Origin of the sequence: Paenibacillus sp. UASWS1643 (genome assembly GCF_008693195.1) — a bacterium.
Lineage (GTDB): Bacteria > Bacillota > Bacilli > Paenibacillales > Paenibacillaceae > Paenibacillus > Paenibacillus amylolyticus_B.
This window is the reverse complement of record NZ_VXKZ01000115.1, coordinates 1,854,856-1,874,688: the sequence shown is the minus strand read 5'-3', so window position 1 is coordinate 1,874,688 and position 19,833 is coordinate 1,854,856. Positions and strand designations below refer to the sequence as shown.

Genomic DNA, 19,833 nt, shown 5'->3' with positions numbered 1-19,833 from the left:
ACTATGATAGGAAACTACCGCATTAATCTTGGAGCAGGCATCGTTGGGTTTATTCTTACTTTTTTTGTAGCATACAGCAGCAATGTGCTGATGACCAGTTTAATTCGCGGATTGATCGGATTCGTAGCCTGGTTTGTCCTTGCATATGGTTTACGCTGGGGATTGGGATTGCTGCTGAACCCTCAGATCGAGGGAAATGGGTATGGCTATGATTCACCAAATGCTCAAGATCAAAGAGGTTCACAGGTGGACATTAAAATCGAAGACGATGGACAAGAGCTGAATGATTTGCTTAAGAGTGGACAGAACGCTTCATCTGGGGACGATCTTCCGCCACCTGAGACGAAAGCTCCAACGGGATTCGCCCCTTTGGATCCGCCTAAACTTGTCCGGACCAAGGATCCGGAGGAATTGGCGCAGGCCGTTCGTCACCTGACAGACAAATAAGGAGGGTGAAAGCAATTGAACGAGCGTAAAGCTTCACATTTGAACCATTCTGATCTGTGGGAAAAGTGGAAAGAACATGGAGATCTTGAAGCCAAGAAAACTTTGATTGAAAAGTATCTTCATATTGTAAATTATGTATCCGGTCGACTGGCTGTGGGTTTGCCCAAAAATGTTCCCAAGGATGACTTGGAAAGCAATGGCGTTATGGGTTTAATTGATGCATTGGAGAAGTTCGACTATGAACGTGGTCTGCAATTTGAAACTTATGCCTCATGGAGGGTCCGCGGAGCCATTCTTGACGGTCTGCGTCAAGGTGATTGGGTTCCGCGTTCTGTGCGGGAGAAGGCCAAGCGAATCGAAGACGCCTACCAACAGCTGGAACAAAGTTATCTCAGGTCTGTTAGTGATGAGGAAATGAGCGAGTACTTGGACGTATCCACTAAAGATTTTCAACATATGCTTCAGGAAGTGGCAGTCATGTCACTTTGCTCGCTGGAGGACCCAATTCGTGAGGAAGAGTCTGAGACTCGTCTGTCTTTGATGGTGGATGAGAAAGCCAAAAATCCGGATTATAAAGTGAATGAGTTTTATTTGAAGGAAGCTTTGGTGCAAGGGCTTGACAAGTTGACGGTAAAAGAGAGAACGGTTGTTTCACTATTGTATTACGAAGATCTTTCTCTTAGTGAAATTGCTGAGGTTATGTCTCTTTCTCCGTCTCGTATATCCCAGTTACATTCCAAGGCAATATTACGATTACGCGGCACGTTGGACAAACAGAAAGATTTGTTGATGCGTAAAGATTAATAGAGAGAAGTAATATCATTGGAGTTTGGGGAGTGGAAAGTCTAAAAGGGGGAAGAATTGCGGTGACACAGCGGACTGCTTTGGAACAATGTTTAAACATTGTTTTATCGGACGACAAATGCACAGCCTACCTTGAATTTTCCAAAGAGGAAGAAGGCTTTGCCTGCACGATCGATGAACTTGAACAATTTGTGGCAAACAAGGGCATCAAACAAGGTGTATCGCGAGAGGCACTATTACTTTTTGTGAACAACCCTGAAACCTATTTGAAAGATAAATACAAGATTGCAGAAGGTGTCGCTCCCATTCAAGGAACAGATGGCTTCATCAAGGTTCTGGTTGGAATGGATGATACGAATGAACGACGTCCACTGGAATCGGAAGATGGAACTGTCGATTACAAAGAAGTGACCCGGTTAAACAATGTCCGTAGTGGCCAGATCATTGCAGAGCGGATCGCTCCTAGCGATGGCATACCAGGCAGGGCAGTAACGGGTGAGGAAATTCCTTATCGTCCGGGAAAAGAAGCTCGGTTTAAAGTTGGGAAAAACGTTGTGATTAACCCGGATGGTTCTGCGATGTATGCTGCACTGGATGGGCTGGTTACCAAAACGGACGGTAACAAACTGAATGTTTTTCCGGTTTATGAAGTCAATGGTGACGTTGACTACAATAACGGTAATATCGACTTTGTAGGCACAGTTGTCATACGCGGCAATGTACTTACCGGATTTAAAGTAAAAGCAGCAGGTGACATTCGTGTCGTCGGAGGTGTCGAAGGAGCTGAACTGGAAGCAGGCGGCTCAATCGAAATTACCGGTGGTATTATTGGTTATAACAAAGGACTGGTACAAGCAGGCCATAATGTTAAATGTACTTTCATTCAAGAAGGCAACGTGGATGCCGGTGAAGATGTTCTGGTTTCCCAAAGTATTATGCATTCCAATATTCGTGCTGGCCACGGTGTCATCTGTGCGGGTACCAAGGGTCTTATCGTTGGTGGCTCGATCCAGGCTGGTCAGAACGTCTCAGCGCGTGTTGTGGGCAACAGCATGTCCACGGTCACTTCCATTGAGGTTGGTGTGCTACCAAAGCTGCGTAACGAACTCAATGATTTGCGCAAGGAAGTCAGAGAGCAGATGGATTCCTTGGATAAAACGAAGAAAGCTTTGACATTGCTGGACCAATTAGCTGCCGCTGGACAACTAACTCCAGATAAGATGTCGATGCGAATCAAGCTGAATGCTACGCAGAAATCTGCTCTTCGCATAAGTGAAGAAACGAAAATGCGTATCTTTGAAATTGAAAGGGCACTTGAAGATACAAGTAAGGCTCGTGTTGATATTCTGAAGATGATTTATGGAGGCTCTAAAATAGTTATCGGCAGATACACGAAATTTATTAAAGATCCAGTGAGTCGAATTTCATTTTATTATCACGATGGTGATATTACGATGGTTCCATATGTTTAAGTACAGCATTCAGGCACAGGAAGAAATCCATTCGAAACCGTGAGGTGAGCGTATGAGTTTCAAAGCAGTGGAGTTGCAGATTGCGGTACCACGAACAAGTGAAGCGGGACGTTATCAAAGTGAAGCCCAGCAGCGACCGATTACGGATCAGAATCTTTTGGCAGAGCAAACGTCGAAAGAAGCAAATGAAGCAAGGCAACGAAGTGAAGCAATGGACGAAACTTCACAGACTTCGGTGCGTGATGGTCATAGCCATGATGGGGATCAGCAGAGTGGTTCCGATGGACAGGAGACTTCTCAGGCTCAAGAACATGTCAAACCTGCAGAGCATCCGTATAAGGGAAAACACATAGCTCTGTCTTTATAATAAATGGTTGTTATGGACATGCAGTCTTGCGCACCGATGGTTGAATCAGAAGGAGAGAACCCAATTTGTCACCATGGATCATTATTGTCATATTAGGGGCCTGCGCCATCGCCTACGCTTATATTATGCCTCGGAAAAACAAGGCGCAAGAGCCTGGGCATCAACTGGTGCAGGAAATGGAATCTACGCTTGAACACTACATGACCGAGATCGAAAACGATAATGATGCTCTTATTCAACGTGTGGCTGAAATGAAGGGAGAAGCGACAGCAGCCGATCAACGTATGCAATTGCAACTTCAGGAATTACAGCAGCGGTTGGATCAGCTGGAACAGAGCAAAAAGAATGAACCTGTCGCAACTGTTCCACATTCCGGTAATGTACCCGTACAATCTTCCGAAGGTTTGCAAGCACAAGCGCTCGTGAAAAGTGTACAAGCAGAGGCAGCCCAGCAGGCGTTAGAAGCAGACCTACAGACCAGTGAAGTCGAATCTCTGCCTGGGCGTGCGTCGATTAAAGATCGATATGCAGAACTCTTTAATCTACATGCTGAGGGTAAGTCGATGGATGCCATATCCAAGCAGACAGGCATTCAGCGTGGTGAGGTACAGTTAATACTGCAACTGGCAGAACGGGAGGAAAGCTAAGTCATGGACAAGCGATCCTTATGGATTGGTCTGGGGAGCGGTATGATTATTGGTGCAGTTTTGCTTCAACTGGCCACAGTAGGACAAAATGCATTATCTGATAGTAATCTTGACCCTGAGCAGACCGCCAATATGACGAAAGAACAGCTGGAAACAGTCGCAAAAAGCCTGGATATGAAGTTGGTCGGTTCTGAAGAGGAATTGTACACAGAAGCTGAGTGGGTAGAGAAGAAAAAGCAGGAAAGCAGTGAGTTGCAAGGGGAAACAGCAACACCACCTGAGGCAGTAAACTCTACGGAAACACCTGCAGAGCCTGAGAAGCCACAAGAGCCTGCTGCAAGTGAAGGTGAAGGGCAGAAAGAGATAACTGAACCGAAGACAACAGAACCTGTAACGCCGAGCAATCCGAAAGGCGCAACAGTATCATTTAAAGTACGTCCAGGCAATAGTCTGGCGATCGTTGCAGCAAACCTAAAAACCGCGGGAATCGTAGATGATGCTCAAGCATTCATAAAGGCTGGCAAGGCTGAGCGAATCAATACCAAAATCCAAGTGGGTACCTATGCGCTTGAAAAAGGCGAAAGTTTCAAATCCATTATCGCAAAAATTACGAAAGAACCGTCAAACTGAGCATGCTCGGACAGGACGGTTTTTGCGTATTAAACGGTGCATTTTCAAAGCTTGATAATAATTAGCGTTGAGTTACATATCAGGTTTAAATTGATTCGATACTAGCAAAAAACGAAAAGTAGATTTTAGCTTTAAAGGCTGTTGCATCGGACAGTCAGTTATGCTATATTAGATAACGGTGTTAAAACACACGCATGTGCTAATTTTGTTGAGGGTGCTTTCCTTATGGAGAGTCTTGGCGAAAAATGATGCCGGCGGAGGACACAATAAAAACCATATTAGGAGGTGTGTGAAGATGGCAGTAATCTCCATGAAGCAGCTTCTCGAAGCTGGGGTACACTTCGGTCACCAAACTCGTCGTTGGAACCCAAAAATGGATCGTTATATCTTCACTGAAAGAAACGGAATTTATATCATCGACTTGCAAAAGACGGTGAAAAAAGTCGAAGAGGCTTACAACTTCGTTAAAGGAATCGCAGGAGAGAATGGTAAAATTCTTTTCGTGGGTACTAAGAAACAAGCTCAAGATTCCGTTAAAGAAGAAGCTGAACGTGCTGGTCAATTCTACATTAACCAACGCTGGCTCGGCGGTACCCTGACTAACTTCCAAACTATTCAAAAACGTATTGATCGTTTGAAACAGTTGGAAGCTTGGGAAGAAGATGGTACATTCGCTGTATTGCCTAAAAAAGAAGTTATCTTGCTTCGCAAAGAAAAAGATCGTCTGGAGAAATTCTTGGGCGGTATTAAAAATATGAAAGGCCTGCCAAGCGCCCTGTTCATCATCGATCCACGCAAAGAGCGTATCGCTGTTGCGGAAGCTCGCAAATTGGGTATCCCAATTGTTGGTATCGTTGATACTAACTGCGATCCGGACGAGATCGATTATGTTATCCCAGGTAACGACGACGCGATCCGCGCTGTTAAATTGCTGACAGGTAAAATGGCTGACGCTGTAATCGAAGCTAACCAAGGCGAAGAAACTTCCGCTTAATAGATTCGAACATATGTTATAAACTAAATGAAAAGGGTGGTTGGCAGGTGGATAACCTCTCACTGCCCTTTTTTTAGAGTGTACGTACAATACTTAATTTTGGAGGGAATTTATAATGGCAGTTAATGCGAGTGCAGTAAAAGAACTTCGCGAAAGAACGGGCGCTGGTATGCTCGATTGTAAGAAAGCACTGGAAGAAGCAAACGGTGATGTAACAAAAGCAGCTGAATTGTTGCGTGAGAAAGGTCTTTCTGCAGCAGCAAGCAAAGCAGGCCGTGCAGCAACTGAAGGTGTTGTTGAATCTTACATCCACGCTGGTGGACGTATTGGCGTCTTGGTTGAAGTTAACTGTGAAACAGACTTCGTTGGTAAAACGGATCAATTTAAGGATTTCGTTAAAGATGTAGCTATGCAAATCGCTGCAGCTAATCCTAAATTCGTTACACGCGAAGAAGTTCCTGCAGATGAGCTGGAAAAAGAAAAAGAAATCCTGAAAGCTCAAGCTCTTAACGAAGGCAAACCAGAGAAAATCATTGAAAAAATGGTTGAAGGCCGTATCGGTAAATACTACGAAGAATACTGCCTGATGGAACAAACTTTCGTTAAAGATCCAGACAAAACGATCTCTCAATTGCTGAACGAAAAAATCAGCCAGATTGGTGAAAATATCTCCATCCGTCGTTTCGTTCGTTACGAACTGGGTGAAGGTCTTGAGAAAAAAGTAGACAACTTCGTAGAAGAAGTAATGTCCCAAGTAAACAAATAAGACGGTTTCTATAAACCGGCGAGCAGAATTGATTTTCGAAGATATAAGAATGATGAAACTTCGAAGCGTAAACTCCCTTATATCTCAGGAAAACAGTGCCTTACCGGTTAAACGTTTTTCCTAAAAGAGCGGAACACAACTGTGTTCCTTTCTTTTTAAGCAGGAGGCCATGCGCGAGAAGTTTTGTTGGTTGAACACCAAGCGTGTTCGATTCAAAGTGGAGGGTGAATAATTGGAACAGCCAGTATTTAAACGTGTTGTCTTAAAGGTCAGCGGAGAGTCTCTTTCCGGTCAAAACGGCTACGGTATTGATGCAGATACGATCTCGTCGATTGCCCAACAGGTAAAAGAGGTTGTTGCACTTGGTGTACAGGTTGCTATTGTATGTGGCGGCGGAAACATCTGGCGTGGTATTGCCGGTAGCGAAAACGGCATCGATCGTGCAACTGCCGATTATATGGGTATGCTGGCGACAGTAATGAACTCGCTGGCACTGCAGGATGCTTTGGAACAGATTGAAGTGCCTACGCGTGTACAGACATCTATTGCAATGCAACAGATTGCAGAGCCTTATATTCGTCGTAGAGCTATTCGCCATCTGGAGAAAGGCCGGGTCGTTATTTTTGCAGCAGGTACAGGTAACCCGTTCTTTTCCACGGATACAACAGCAGCACTGCGCGCAGCGGAGATTGAAGCAGAAGTTATCTTGATGGCCAAAAATAAAGTTGATGGTGTATACTCAGCAGATCCGTTTAAGGACAGTACAGCTGTGAAATTTGATCAGTTGACTTACATGGATATTCTTAACAAAGACCTTGGTGTAATGGATTCGACGGCATCCTCGCTTTGTAAGGACAACAACATCCCGTTGATCGTATTTGCCATTACGGAACAAGGTAACATCAAACGTGTTGTTCTGGGCGAACGTATCGGAACAATCGTTAAAGGGAGTGTAGATTAATGCCACAAGCGGTTAAACAACATGCCGAAGAGCGTATGGAAAAAGCAATTCAAGCATTGCGTCGTGACCTGGCTACTTTGCGTGCAGGCCGCGCAACTCCAGCTCTTCTGGACCGAATTCAGGTAGAGTATTATGGAGCAATGACGCCATTGAATCAACTCGCTAATATCAGTACTCCGGATTCCCGTACACTGATGATTCAACCTTGGGACAAATCCTCCATGGGTGACATCGAGCGTGCCATCATGAAATCGGATCTGGGTCTTACTCCAGCCAATGATGGTAGCATGATCCGTTTGTCTATTCCGGCATTGACGGAAGAACGCAGAGCGGAACTTGTTAAGTTGACGAAGAAGTTCGGTGAAGAAGGTAAAGTAGCGATTCGTAACATTCGCCGTGACGCGAATGATGACATCAAGAAAATGGAGAAGTCAGATATTTCCGAGGATGAATCCCGGAGACATCAGGACGATATCCAAAAATCGACCGACAAGTTTATTGCTGAAGTCGATAAGGTACTCGCTGCCAAAGAAAAAGAAATCATGGAAGTGTAAGACAAGCGCAGCCCCTCCAATACGGTGGGGTTTTGTCTCTTTTTCCAAGCTTCAGATAAAGAAACTTCAGGGATTTTGGAGGAACAGGAATGATCAAACGGGTTCGGTCGTGGTGGAATGGGGCTGACAAGCAGGAAACGCTGACTATATCCGAGGACAATATCCCGCAGCACGTCGCCATCATCATGGACGGCAATGGACGATGGGCCAAACGTTTGGGACTCCCGCGTATAGCCGGGCACCAAAATGGCATGAAGGCGGTCAAACGTGCGACCATCGCGGCGGATGAACTGGGCATCAAATATCTGACGATGTACGCTTTTTCGACAGAAAACTGGACGCGTCCAAAAGAAGAAGTGGATTTTCTGATGCGACTTCCGCAAGAATTTCTAGCCATAGAGCTGGATGAACTTATAGAAAAAAATGTGCGCATTCGCATGATGGGTCAAGAAGAACATTTACCTTCTCATACCATTAATGCCTTGCGGGAAGCCATTCGTCTTACGGAACATAATACAGGTCTCGTTTTGAACTTTGCAATGAACTATGGAAGTCGTCGTGAAATGACGGACTGTGTTAAACAGATCGCTCTGCAGGTGAAATCGGGGGAACTATCGGCAGAGGACATAACACCTGAACTCATTGATAGACATATGCTGACGGTTGACATGCCCGATCCGGATCTGCTGATCCGGACGAGTGGAGAGTTGAGATTAAGCAACTTTATGCTCTGGCAGCTTGCATATAGTGAATTATGGTTTACGGATATATACTGGCCCGAATTTGGCAAAAAGCATTTGCTTGAAGCAGTAGCCGAATATCAGCGCAGAACAAGGCGTTACGGCGGTTTGAAATAGATGGAGGATGAAGCCGTTGAAACAGCGATTAACGACAGGAATCATAGCAGGTGTGTTGTTTTTAGGTTTTTGCATGCTGGGCGGACCCTGGTACCATGGTTTGGTATTGCTTATGGCTCTCATCGGTTATTATGAATTTGTTAAAATGACCGGGGTGATGCCTTTTTCAGGTGTGGCCCTGATTGGATATGCTGGTGTTTTTGCCATCGTGTTTCCTTGGGAAATGCTTTGGGAGGCAAGACCGCTATCCTTATTTCAGGTCATCTGGATAGTAATGCTTGTACTGATGACAGCTTCGGTTGTCACTAAAAATAAGGTTCCCGTGAATACAGTGGCGATGCTTTTCCTTGGCGTGTTATATATAGGAATCGGTTTCTACTACATTGCAGAATCCAGACATCTGCATCATGGATTGTTCTGGACGTTCCTGTTGCTGGGCTCCATATGGGCCAGTGATGCAGGAGCTTATTTTGTTGGGAAACTAATTGGTAAAAACAAACTGTGGCCTTCCATCAGTCCAAACAAGACTATAGAGGGTGCACTGGGTGGCATCGTGATTGCAATTGTTACTTCTGTTATTTTTGCATTAGTATCAGATGGTTTGCTTTCCTGGCAGAGAGCGATTGTGATCGGAATTGCCTGTGCAGTTGTAGGTCAGATGGGTGACTTGATCCAGTCTGCATACAAACGTGTATATAATATCAAGGATTCAGGCAGTCTTCTCCCAGGGCATGGAGGCATTCTTGATCGGTGCGACAGCTGGATTGTTGTTTTTCCATTCGTACATATACTAATGCTACTGCCCTACTAAAGAAGAACATGAGTCTGAGATAACAGCAGTGTTCGCCGTAGGCATTGGATAATTAAAGATGAGGTGCAGCATGAAAAAAATTGCGATTCTCGGGTCAACCGGTTCCATTGGAACCCAGACACTGGATGTAGTTGATATGCATCCAGAACTCTTTCAAGTGGAGGGACTGGCTGCCGGAGGCAATACAGACCTGCTGATCGAACAAACCAAACGTTACCGACCGAAGAAGGTATCGGTGGGGTCCAAAGAATTAGCGGAGAAGGTAGCTCCACATTTGCCTGCAGGAACGCAACTGTTTTATGGCACAGAAGGACTCGTAGAAGTTGCGGCAGGAACCGATGCGCATACGGTTGTTACAGCGGTGGTGGGGAGTGTTGGATTGGAGTCAACGCTTGCTGCCATAGACGCAGGCAAACAGATCGGGCTGGCCAACAAGGAGACATTGGTTACGGCGGGGCATATTGTTACTACAAGAGCGGCTGCCAAAGGAGTCTCTTTGCTACCCATCGATAGTGAGCACTCTGCGATATACCAATGTTTGAATGGTGAAAACAGAGAACGCTTGGCAGGTATTACGCTCACCGCTTCAGGTGGATCATTCCGTGATCTTACCCGTGAGCAGTTGAAGAGTGTGACTATAGAGGATGCGCTTAAACATCCGAATTGGTCAATGGGGTCCAAAATTACGATAGACTCGGCAACGATGGTTAACAAGGGTCTCGAGGTCATTGAAGCACATTGGTTATTTGGTCTTCGATATGATCAGATTAATGTATTGCTTCACCCAGAGAGTGTTATTCATTCCTATGTGGAATTTGATGACACCAGCATCATCGCACAACTGGGGAATCCGGATATGCGAGTTCCAATTCAATATGCACTGACTTACCCTGATCGCTTGCCATCACCAGCACAGCGTCTGTCTCTTGCTCAAGCTGGGAAATTACATTTCCGTGAAATGGATATGGAACGGTTCCCGTGTTTAAGAATGGCGTATGAGTGTGGTAAAATGGGAGGAACCGCAACAACGGCGTTTAATGCAGCCAACGAGGTTGCTGTAGCCCGTTTCTTGCGTAAAGAGATTTCATTCCTTAAAATAGAAGATATTATTGCTTCTGTGCTGGAAGCACACCACAATGTGGACGAGCCTGATCTGCAGGAGATCGCGCGTTGTGATCAGGAGAGCCGCAAGCTTGCGGCCAGTCTGTAATCTCTTTTTTCATAACAAATTGGAAGAAGTGATTCTCTTGTGCTGCATCAGAGAATAATGATAATCTAGAGGGACAGACTGCGGTATGTGCCGTGAAGGAGGATGGATAGGGATTGGAAACCATACAAGTGGTATTTCTAACGGTGCTCATGTTCTTTGTCATCGTGACGGTTCATGAATGGGGGCATTATTATTTTGCCAAACGCGCCGGTATTCTTGTACGGGAGTTTGCGATCGGTTTTGGTCCCAAATTGTTCTCATATAAAAGAAACGAGACTCAGTTTACATTGCGTTTGTTGCCTTTTGGTGGATATGCACGGATGGCAGGGGAAGATCCGGAACTGGTAGAGATCCAGGAAGGACAGACCATCGCGGTAAGATCAGCGGATGACCAGGTGAAGATGATCTATCTGGATCAGCTGGATAATCGTAAAAATGTAATACGTGGTGAAGTCATCTCCATTGATATGGAGAATGCACTGAAGCTTCAACTGGATGTAGATGGTGAGATTCAAGAGTATCGTATTCATCCTCAAGCAATGTTGGTAAGCCGTGGCAAACAAACGCAGATTGCACCGAAAGATCGTCAATTCGGCAGCAAAACCGTTGGACAGCGTGCATTGGCTATTTTTGCGGGCCCACTCATGAACTTTATCTTGGCCTTTGTGCTGTTTGCTGTATATGCACAGATGGCAGGAGTTCCGGTGGAAAATCCAAAAAATCTTGAAATTGGTGAAGTGCTTGAAGGTGGGGCAGCCGATCAGGCGAACCTGCAAAAGGGTGATATTATTGAGACGATCAATGGTACTGTTATTGGTACAGATTCACAAAAAATGGTGTCGATGATTGCCGATTCCAAAGACAAGCCGATGGAATGGACGCTGCGCCGGGGTTCGGATACGTTTAATATAACGATTACTCCACGTGCTGTAGAAGGACAAGAGGGCGGTAAAGTGGGAATCGTACCTACGTTACCAACCCGATCTGTTGGATTTGTAGAGACATTAAAAGTCTCAGGCGTGGCCATGGTTGATACAACCAAAATAATATTTGAAGGTTTTAAACATCTGATCAATCAATTCAACATGGATGATATTGGTGGTCCAGTTCGTACATTTGAAGTGACAGGGCAAATTGCTAAACAAGGCATTGAGCAGTTAACGAGATGGGCAGCGATTTTGAGTCTATATCTTGGGATATTTAACCTGCTACCAATACCTGCACTGGACGGCAGTCGTCTGGTATTTTTGGGAATTGAAGCGCTGCGCGGCAGACCTGTTGATCCCAATCGCGAAGGCATGGTGCATTTCATCGGATTTGCGATGTTGTTTGTGTTAATGCTGGCAGTAACTTACAATGATATATTACGTTTAATTAACGGATAATTACGGTTGGACTAGGCTCTGGACATTCAGAGATAGTCGTTATGGGAGGACGCTGGAGTCTTATGTCAAAGGAAAATGATAAACAGTTCGTGACTGAAATCACACCACAGGGTGAGGACTTCTCACGCTGGTACATTGATGTTATCAAAAAAGCTGATCTCATGGACTATGCACCCGTACGCGGTTGTATTGTGTTTAAACCAGACGGCTTTGAAATCTGGGAACATATTAAGGATGAGTTGGATCGTCGTTTCCGGGAAACGGGTCATCGCAATGCGTACTTCCCGATGTTCATTCCTGAGAGCTTCTTTCAAAAGGAAAAAGAGCACGTAGAAGGTTTTAATCCTGAATTACCATGGGTTACGGAAGCCGGCGGAGAGAAGCTGGAAGAACGGCTGGCAATCCGTCCTACATCCGAAACGATTATTGGTCACATGTATTCCAAGTGGATTCAGTCTTATCGGGACCTTCCGGTACTGATCAACCAGTGGGCTAACGTAGTTCGTTGGGAAAAAAGAACGTTGCCTTTCCTTCGCACAAGTGAGTTCCTGTGGCAGGAAGGTCATACTGCGCATGAGACGGAAGAAGAAGCACGTGAAGAAACGATGAAAATGCTTGAGATTTATCGTGAAGTGGTTGAGGAATACTTGGCTATTCCTGTAATTGTGGGTCAGAAAACCAAGTCCGAGAAGTTTGCGGGTGCGGTGGATACGTACTCGATCGAAGCCATGATGAAGGATGGACGTGCAGTACAAGCAGGTACATCTCACTACATGGGGACGAACTTTGCAAAAGCATTTGAAATCCAGTATCTTAGCCGCAATAATGTGCTGGAGCTGGCTTACACTACTTCATGGGGAGTAAGCACACGTTTGATCGGTGCATTAATTATGGTTCACGGAGATGACCGTGGTCTAGTACTTCCTCCTAAAGTCGCACCAACACAAGTGGTTATGATTCCAATTGGACCTCCGAAAACGCGTGATGCTGTTGTTGGGCGTGCAGATGAGTTGTTCACTGAGTTGAAAAAAGCTGGAGTCCGTGTAAAAATGGATGATCGCAGCGATGTTCGCCCAGGTTGGAAGTTCAATGAATACGAGATGCGCGGTGTTCCGATTCGTCTGGAGATTGGTCCACGTGATATGGAAAATGGCGTTTGTGTACTCGTATCACGGATCACAGGTGAGAAGAAAGTGGTAGAACAAGCAAACCTGGTAGAAGAGATCCAGGCTATGCTGACACAGATTCAGGTAGATATGTTAGAGCGTGCTCGCACATTTATGTCGGATAACTTCTACTCTGTGGATACACTCGATGAGATGAAAGAACTGATGGAAAATAAACGCGGGTTTACACTGGCTGGATGGTGCGGTTCAGAAGCTTGCGAAGATAAAGTAAGAGAAGTCACAGGTGCAACAAGCCGGAACATTCCGTTCCAGCCTGCGGAAGAAAAGCATACGTGCCTGGCTTGTGGTGAAAAGGCAGAACACACGGTTGTGTTTGCAAGAGCATACTAAGTCAGGATCACTTGACGAAAGGCACTTATTCACCGTTTAAGTAATGAATGGAGAGCTTCTGTCGGATAAAATGAGTCGGTGCGAGTTCGGATCGGTGACATTTTTGAATGCAGGGGCTTTTCATGCTTTAAGGGGGTACAAGGAGGAACACGATGAGCGGATTCGAGGAGAAGAGAAAACGGTTTGAGTTGTTGATGAAACAGGCAGAGCTCCCGGCTGGTCTGTTAGAGCCCTATTTTTTGGATGGATGGATTGAACAAGTAGAGACCAATCGAAGTAATCGGGAATGGAATATTCTGATTGCAAAGGATACGTTGGTACCCGCTCCAATCTATCGCACATTTTGCCTGCATATTCAAGAGAAGATGAATCATATCGCCAAAATTTCATTTGGCTTCAAATACACGGACCAAGTACAAAATGGTGATATCGTCAGTGAATATTGGAATCTGTTTCTGGAGTGGGTTACCCGTGAGATTCCATCTGTAAATGGTTGGATGAACCGGACAACCTTTAAATGTGAAGAGGATCTTCTACAACTGACAATGAGTGATGCAACGTCGATGGAATTGGCTCGTAAGAAACAGATTGATCAAGCTATCACAAAATTCTATGAAAAATACTTTCATCTACCTCTTCGCATCAAGATGCAAGTGGGTGAAGTGGGAAGCAATAAAGAGGCCATGGAACAGTTCCAGGCCCAAAAACGTGTAGAAGAACTTGAGGTCATCGAGAAGATGATGAGTGAAGTGGACACAGAAATCCCGGTGGATGAGGAGCAGGGTGATCTGCGTTTGCAAATGGGTTATGACATCAAGGAGCCAGCAGTACCCATGCAGGAAATCCAGGATGAAGAGAAAAAGGTCACGCTTCAAGGTTCGGTGTTTGGATTGGATCGTAAAGAATTGCGAAACGGAAATACGTTGTTTACCTTCTACCTGACCGACTTCACGGATTCCATGCAAATGAAGATGTTTGCCAAAACAAAAGAGGATGTTAAGATTCTCAGTTTGTTGGCTAACGGTAAATGGGTGAAAGTGCGTGGTCGTGTAGAATATGACCGGTTTATGCAAATTCCTGAACTCGCCATGATTCCTTCGGATTTGATTGAAGTTAAAGCACCGCCGTCTCGCAAAGATAATGCACCAGAGAAACGGGTGGAGTTCCATTTGCACTCTACAATGAGTACGATGGATGCTGTAACTTCAATTGACAAATACGTGAAAATGGCAGCCGAGTGGGGACATAAGGCGATTGCTGTCACTGATCATGGTGGGGTGCAGGTATATCCCGAGGCTTCCAAGGCTGCTAAGAAAAACGGGATTAAGATGATCTACGGCCTTGAGGCCAATGTCGTGAATGACTCTGTTGCCGTTGTAATGGCTCCTCAGCCATTGGATCTCCAAACAGCAACATACATCGTATTTGATATCGAGACCACAGGTTTGTCGGTAACACAGAACAAAATCATTGAGATTGCAGCCGTGAAGATGCAAGATGGTAAAGAAATCGATCGGTTTGCAACGTTTGTGAATCCGCATGAACGTATTCCCTACAACATTCAGCAGTTGACCAATATTAATGATGACATGGTAAAAGACGCACCTGAGCTGGAGCCTGTTATCCGTGATTTTGTACAGTTTGCTGGTGATGGTGTGCTTGTTGCGCATAATGCACGTTTTGACATGGGCTTTATCCAGGCTTCCCTGAAGCAAATTGGATTGCCAGAGCTTCCTAACCCGGTCCTTGACACATTGGAACTGGCGAGATTGTTATTTCCAAAAAACAAGAACCACCGTCTGAATACAATGGCGGATAAGTATAAGGTTGGACTTGAAAGTCATCACCGTGCCATTGATGATACGGTTGCACTCGCGGGTATACTAATCGGATTATTAAATGATGCTGCTCAGATGAAAGGATTAACGAGGCTTGATCGCTTGAACGATTATGTAGGTGTCGACTTGTCGAATACAAGACCTTTCCATTGTGGAATCTATGCATTGAATGATGTCGGTAAGAAAAATCTATATAAGCTGGTATCTCTTTCTCATACGGAACATTTCAAGCGGGTACCGTGCATTCCCAAATCAAAACTGATTAATTTGCGTGAAGGCCTTGTAGTTATATCGGGCTGTGAAAAAGGGGAGTTTTTCGAAGCGGTGCTTAACAAATCGCTCGAAGAAGCGGAAGAGATCGCTGAGTTCTATGACATACTGGAGATTCAACCACTTACCATGTATATGCATTTGGTGGATAAAGGGTTGGTGGCTACACCCGAAGAAATCAAAACAGCGATCCGTAAAGTCATTGATATAGGTGTAAAACTTAATAAACCGGTCATAGCTACAGGTAACGTGCACTATTTGGAACCACGTGACAAGTTATATCGGGATATCACCATTCACGGTATTACAGGATTTAGTCCACTGAAAGATCAACGTAAACCGGATGCACATTTTAGAACAACAGAGGAAATGCTGGAAGAGTTCCAGTTCCTGGGTCAAGACAAAGCATACGAGGTCGTTGTTACAAATACGGTGGAGTTGTCTGACCGATTTGAGGAAATTAAGCTGTTCCCGGACAAACTGTTTACTCCAATTCTGGAAGGTGCGGACGAAGAAATCCGTAATACCTGCTATAACACTGCCAAGTCCATCTATGGCGAGGAATTACCAGAAGTAATCGTGGCACGACTAGAGAAAGAACTCATTCCAATCATTAAATACGGTTTTTCTGCCAACTATCTGATCTCGGAACGCTTGGTTAAAAAATCGAATCAGGATGGTTACCTCGTAGGTTCGCGGGGATCGGTTGGCTCCTCGGTTGTTGCTACATTCCTGGGGATATCCGAGGTTAATCCACTACCTGCTCATTATATTTGTGTGAATTCAGAATGCAAACACAGCGAGTGGTTCCTGGACGGCAGTGTTCGGAGTGGTTTTGACCTTCCAGAGAAAGAATGTCCGAATTGTGGTGGTACGCTTAAAGGAGAAGGCCAGGATATCCCTTTTGAGACCTTCCTTGGATTTAAAGGAGATAAAGTTCCCGATATTGACTTGAACTTCTCTGGTGATTATCAGCCTCATGCCCATAACTATACGAAAGTACTATTTAGTGAGAAGAGTGTTTTCCGTGCGGGTACCATTGGTACGGTGGCTGAGAAAACAGCATTTGGTTTTGCCAAGAAGTATGAGGAAGAACATCACAAGAAATGGCGCGGAGCTGAATTGAATCGTTTGGCCTCTGGCTGTACTGGGGTGAAACGGAGTACTGGACAGCACCCCGGCGGTATTGTCGTGGTACCTGATTATATCGAGGTCGAAGACGTTACACCTGTTCAGTTTCCGGCTGACGACGTTAATGCGGAGTGGAAAACGACACACTTTGATTATCATGCTTTTGAAGAAAACTTGCTGAAACTTGATATTCTGGGGCACGATGATCCAACTATGATGCGGATGTTGCAGGATTTGACAGGGGTCGACCCAACGACCATTCCGATGAATGATCCCAAAGTCATGAGCATGTTTAACTCAACCGATGCTCTGGGTGTTACACCGGAACAGATTAGGTCGCCGGTCGCGACGTTTGGTGTGCCGGAAATGGGAACGAAGTTTGTACGTCAGATGCTTGTTGAATCCCAACCGACGTCCTTTGCCGATTTACTGCAGATTTCCGGATTGTCCCATGGTACAGGGGTATGGCTTGGAAACGCTCAGGATCTGATTAAGAACGGAACGTGTAACATTAAGACGGTAATTGGTTGTCGGGATGATATCATGTTATTCCTGATCTATAAAACAGGCATGGACGCAAGTCTTGCCTTTAAGATTACCGAGAGTGTTCGTAAGGGACGGGGGCTGCCACAGGAATGGATTGACGAGATGAAGAATTGTAAAGTGCCTCAATGGTACATTGATTCGTGTCTCAAAATCCAGTACATGTTCCCGAAGGCTCACGCGGCCGCTTATGTTATTTCGGCAGTACGTACAGCGTTCTTCAAGCTGTATCATCCGATTGAATATTACGCAACTTACTTTACCGTGCGGGCGGATGAGATTGATATCGAACTGATGTGTCAGGGATATGACGCGATCTATCGTAAAATTACGGAAATTGAGCAATTGGGTTTCCAAGCACCTCCAAAAGAGAAAAACATGTTACCTGTCCTGGAAATGGGTCTGGAAATGGCAGCACGCGGATTCTCGCTGAAGTCCATTGACTTATACCGTTCGGAAGCGACAAAGTTCATCGTTGACGGAAAATCACTAATCCCTCCATTTTCGGCGTTGGCAGGAATCGGGGATAATGCTGCTCGCAATATTGCTGCAGCAAGAGATCATGGTGAGTTTCTATCGGTCGAGGACTTCCAGCAGAAGTCGAAAGCAAGTAAGACCATTGTTGAACTCCTGTCGAATATGGGATGTTTCCGTGGCTTGCCAGAGAGCAATCAGCTTTCCCTTTTCTAGGATTGAATTTGGATTTAAACATAGCGATTGCTGGGGGAACGTAATTTTTCCTTCATTAGTAAGTAAACTGCCTGAACCATCGCTTACTTGTCACTATTACCAGACTATGTTATAATTTTTGAAGTGAACGAGATAGTACGAATTTCTAAAGAGTGGGGAAACCCACTCTTTAGTCTTTGGTATACAAGAATCTTGGGTATTGAATAATCTGCCAGTGCTTTTTTGCTGGTGTAACCTAAGTTGGAGGTTATTGGTTTTGAGCACAACGAACATTAAATCTACCGTGGAAGAAATGATCCAACCCTACTTGAACGAACAAGGCTTCGAGCTGGTTGACATCGAATACGTCAAAGAAGGCAGCAACTGGTTTTTACGGGTGTATGTCGACAAAGAGGGTGGCATCGACATCGACGATTGCGTCTTGATCAGCGAAAAGCTGAGTGCCAAGCTGGATGAGAACGATCCGATTCCAACCATCTATTTCCTTGAAGTGTCTTCTCCCGGTGCGGAGCGTCCACTAAAAAAACCTGAGGACGTTACCAAATCTGTAGGCAAAAATGTTTTTGTTACAACCTACGAGCCGGTGAACGGATTGAAGGAATTTGAAGGCAAGCTGCTTTCCTTTGATGACGGGGAACTCGTGATCGAAGCAGGCAAAAAACAGCATGCCATTTCTTATGATAAGGTTGCCAGTGCGCGCCTAGCTATTTTGTTTTAAGTGCCTTGTTCACTTTATTAATGAAAAAGACACATCTCACGATAACGGCAAGGTGCTCATGAGTTCAGAGCCTTTCGCCGTTTTACGTATGAGATGCCATGTTTGAAAGGGGGATCAACATTCATGAGTATGGATTTTATTGAAGCAATGAATGAATTGGAACGGGAAAAAGGGATCAGCAAGGATGTGCTGTTTGAAGCGATCGAGGCTGCACTAATTTCCAGCTACAAGCGGAATTTCAACACGGCCCAGAATGTGCGTGTTGACATGAACCGTAATACGGGAGTTATTCGGGTGTATGCCCGTAAATTGATCGTGGAAGAAGTCCTGGATTCACGTACCGAAATTTCATTGCCTGCTGCACGAGAAATCAACCCACACTTCCAGCTGGAAGATATTGCGGAGATTGAAGTTACGCCGCGTGATTTCGGACGTATCGCCGCACAAACTGCCAAACAGGTAGTGACCCAGCGGATTCGTGAAGCCGAACGCGGCCTGATCTACAACGCTTTCGTAGATAAGGAAGAAGATATCGTTACGGGAGTGGTGCAGCGTCAGGATTTGCGCAATATCTACATCGATCTGGGCAAAATCGAAGCGGCTTTACCGCTGACCGAATTGATGCCGAACGAGAAGTTTGTTCATGGTGACCGTATTAAGGCGTATATCACCAAGGTCGAGAATACGACGAAAGGGCCGCAAATCATTTTGTCCCGTACCCATCCGGGCCTCTTGAAACGTCTCTTTGAACTGGAAGTGCCCGAGATCTTTGACGGTGTAGTTGAAATTCGCTCCGTCGCTCGCGAAGCAGGGTTCCGCTCCAAGATTGCCGTTCATTCCCGCAACGAGGAAGTGGATCCAGTTGGATCTTGTGTAGGTCCTAAGGGAATGCGCGTGCAGACCATTGTGGGTGAGCTGCGCGGTGAAAAAATCGACATCGTTCGTTTCTCTGATCAGGTAGACGAATATGTTGCTAATGCACTGAGTCCTTCCAAAGTATTGGAAGTTCATGTATTTGAGGAAGAAAAGATGGCTCGGGTTATCGTTCCGGACTATCAACTGTCGCTCGCAATTGGTATCAAAGGCCAAAATGCCAGATTGGCAGCCAAATTAACCGGCTGGAAAATCGACATTAAGAGCGAGAGCCAAGCGGAACAGGAATTCGGCAGAGAAAAAGATTCTTCTTCTGAAATGCATCAGGATTCCGTCTCCGTCGACTAA

At 45.3% G+C, this 19,833-nt stretch carries 18 protein-coding genes; all 18 read left to right on the top strand.

Features of this window, described 5'->3' with window-relative positions; translation table 11 throughout:
- Positions 1 to 3 precede the first annotated feature (3 nt).
- The 18 genes from FE296_RS32365 to nusA all read left to right on the top strand — a co-directional run bounded on the left by FE296_RS32365 (position 4) and on the right by nusA (position 19,833).
- Complete coding sequence (locus FE296_RS32365) at positions 4 to 447, top strand: hypothetical protein (protein ID WP_150367664.1); 444 nt, start codon at positions 4 to 6, stop codon at positions 445 to 447.
- Positions 448 to 462: 15 nt separating this feature from the next.
- Entirely contained in the window at positions 463 to 1,251 is a 789-nt protein-coding gene (locus FE296_RS32360) for a FliA/WhiG family RNA polymerase sigma factor (protein WP_017689160.1), read from the top strand.
- Positions 1,252 to 1,313: 62 nt separating this feature from the next.
- Entirely contained in the window at positions 1,314 to 2,723 is a 1,410-nt protein-coding gene (locus FE296_RS32355) for a flagellar assembly protein A (protein ID WP_124115514.1), read from the top strand.
- Between the two features lie 52 nt (positions 2,724 to 2,775).
- Positions 2,776 to 3,090: a hypothetical protein gene (locus tag FE296_RS32350; protein ID WP_150367663.1), complete on the top strand. Its 315-nt coding sequence runs from the start codon at positions 2,776 to 2,778 to the stop codon at positions 3,088 to 3,090.
- 65 nt (positions 3,091 to 3,155) lie between these two features.
- A complete protein-coding gene (locus FE296_RS32345) occupies positions 3,156 to 3,737 on the top strand; it encodes a hypothetical protein (protein ID WP_124114082.1) in 582 nt (193 codons plus the stop codon).
- Positions 3,738 to 3,740: 3 nt separating this feature from the next.
- Positions 3,741 to 4,367, top strand: coding sequence for an endolytic transglycosylase MltG (locus FE296_RS32340; RefSeq protein WP_150367662.1), 627 nt, complete (start codon positions 3,741 to 3,743; stop codon positions 4,365 to 4,367).
- Positions 4,368 to 4,662: 295 nt separating this feature from the next.
- Positions 4,663 to 5,361, top strand: coding sequence for a 30S ribosomal protein S2 (gene rpsB, locus FE296_RS32335; protein WP_017689155.1), 699 nt, complete (start codon positions 4,663 to 4,665; stop codon positions 5,359 to 5,361).
- A 115-nt stretch (positions 5,362 to 5,476) separates the two neighbouring features.
- The gene (gene tsf / locus FE296_RS32330) at positions 5,477 to 6,127 is read left to right on the top strand and encodes a translation elongation factor Ts (protein WP_124114084.1); all 651 of its coding nucleotides are present in this window, start codon (positions 5,477 to 5,479) and stop codon (positions 6,125 to 6,127) included.
- Between the two features lie 232 nt (positions 6,128 to 6,359).
- On the top strand, positions 6,360 to 7,088 hold the full coding sequence (gene pyrH, locus FE296_RS32325) for a UMP kinase (RefSeq protein ID WP_017689153.1): 729 nt from the start codon (positions 6,360 to 6,362) through the stop codon (positions 7,086 to 7,088).
- Positions 7,088 to 7,642: a ribosome recycling factor gene (frr, locus tag FE296_RS32320; protein ID WP_017689152.1), complete on the top strand. Its 555-nt coding sequence runs from the start codon at positions 7,088 to 7,090 to the stop codon at positions 7,640 to 7,642. Before pyrH ends, frr begins: the two co-directional genes overlap by 1 nt.
- A gap of 89 nt (positions 7,643 to 7,731) precedes the next feature.
- A complete protein-coding gene (gene uppS / locus FE296_RS32315) occupies positions 7,732 to 8,499 on the top strand; it encodes an undecaprenyl pyrophosphate synthase (protein WP_017689151.1) in 768 nt (255 codons plus the stop codon).
- 16 nt (positions 8,500 to 8,515) lie between these two features.
- Complete coding sequence (locus tag FE296_RS32310; RefSeq protein ID WP_100529403.1) at positions 8,516 to 9,310, top strand: phosphatidate cytidylyltransferase; 795 nt, start codon at positions 8,516 to 8,518, stop codon at positions 9,308 to 9,310.
- Between the two features lie 70 nt (positions 9,311 to 9,380).
- A complete protein-coding gene (locus FE296_RS32305; RefSeq protein WP_124114085.1) occupies positions 9,381 to 10,520 on the top strand; it encodes a 1-deoxy-D-xylulose-5-phosphate reductoisomerase in 1,140 nt (379 codons plus the stop codon).
- A 113-nt stretch (positions 10,521 to 10,633) separates the two neighbouring features.
- A complete protein-coding gene (gene rseP / locus FE296_RS32300; protein WP_124114086.1) occupies positions 10,634 to 11,905 on the top strand; it encodes an RIP metalloprotease RseP in 1,272 nt (423 codons plus the stop codon).
- 62 nt (positions 11,906 to 11,967) lie between these two features.
- Complete coding sequence (gene proS / locus FE296_RS32295; RefSeq protein WP_091017266.1) at positions 11,968 to 13,422, top strand: proline--tRNA ligase; 1,455 nt, start codon at positions 11,968 to 11,970, stop codon at positions 13,420 to 13,422.
- Positions 13,423 to 13,574: 152 nt separating this feature from the next.
- Positions 13,575 to 17,894 (top strand): PolC-type DNA polymerase III, encoded by a 4,320-nt coding sequence (locus FE296_RS32290; protein ID WP_150367661.1) that lies wholly within the window; start codon positions 13,575 to 13,577, stop codon positions 17,892 to 17,894.
- A 256-nt stretch (positions 17,895 to 18,150) separates the two neighbouring features.
- Positions 18,151 to 18,612, top strand: coding sequence for a ribosome maturation factor RimP (gene rimP, locus FE296_RS32285; RefSeq protein WP_091017262.1), 462 nt, complete (start codon positions 18,151 to 18,153; stop codon positions 18,610 to 18,612).
- Between the two features lie 123 nt (positions 18,613 to 18,735).
- Positions 18,736 to 19,833, top strand: a complete 1,098-nt coding sequence (gene nusA / locus FE296_RS32280; RefSeq protein ID WP_062833827.1) for a transcription termination factor NusA — start codon at positions 18,736 to 18,738, stop codon at positions 19,831 to 19,833.

Coding starts and splice junctions, on each gene's coding strand:
- FE296_RS32290 (WP_150367661.1), top strand. CDS start 13,575: ATGAGCGGATTCGAGGAGAAGAGAAAACGGTTTGAGTTGTTGATGAAA.
- FE296_RS32365 (WP_150367664.1), top strand. CDS start 4: ATGATAGGAAACTACCGCATTAATCTTGGAGCAGGCATCGTTGGGTTT.
- proS (WP_091017266.1), top strand. CDS start 11,968: ATGTCAAAGGAAAATGATAAACAGTTCGTGACTGAAATCACACCACAG.
- FE296_RS32340 (WP_150367662.1), top strand. CDS start 3,741: ATGGACAAGCGATCCTTATGGATTGGTCTGGGGAGCGGTATGATTATT.
- tsf (WP_124114084.1), top strand. CDS start 5,477: ATGGCAGTTAATGCGAGTGCAGTAAAAGAACTTCGCGAAAGAACGGGC.
- uppS (WP_017689151.1), top strand. CDS start 7,732: ATGATCAAACGGGTTCGGTCGTGGTGGAATGGGGCTGACAAGCAGGAA.
- rpsB (WP_017689155.1), top strand. CDS start 4,663: ATGGCAGTAATCTCCATGAAGCAGCTTCTCGAAGCTGGGGTACACTTC.
- FE296_RS32305 (WP_124114085.1), top strand. CDS start 9,381: ATGAAAAAAATTGCGATTCTCGGGTCAACCGGTTCCATTGGAACCCAG.
- frr (WP_017689152.1), top strand. CDS start 7,088: ATGCCACAAGCGGTTAAACAACATGCCGAAGAGCGTATGGAAAAAGCA.
- nusA (WP_062833827.1), top strand. CDS start 18,736: ATGAGTATGGATTTTATTGAAGCAATGAATGAATTGGAACGGGAAAAA.
- FE296_RS32350 (WP_150367663.1), top strand. CDS start 2,776: ATGAGTTTCAAAGCAGTGGAGTTGCAGATTGCGGTACCACGAACAAGT.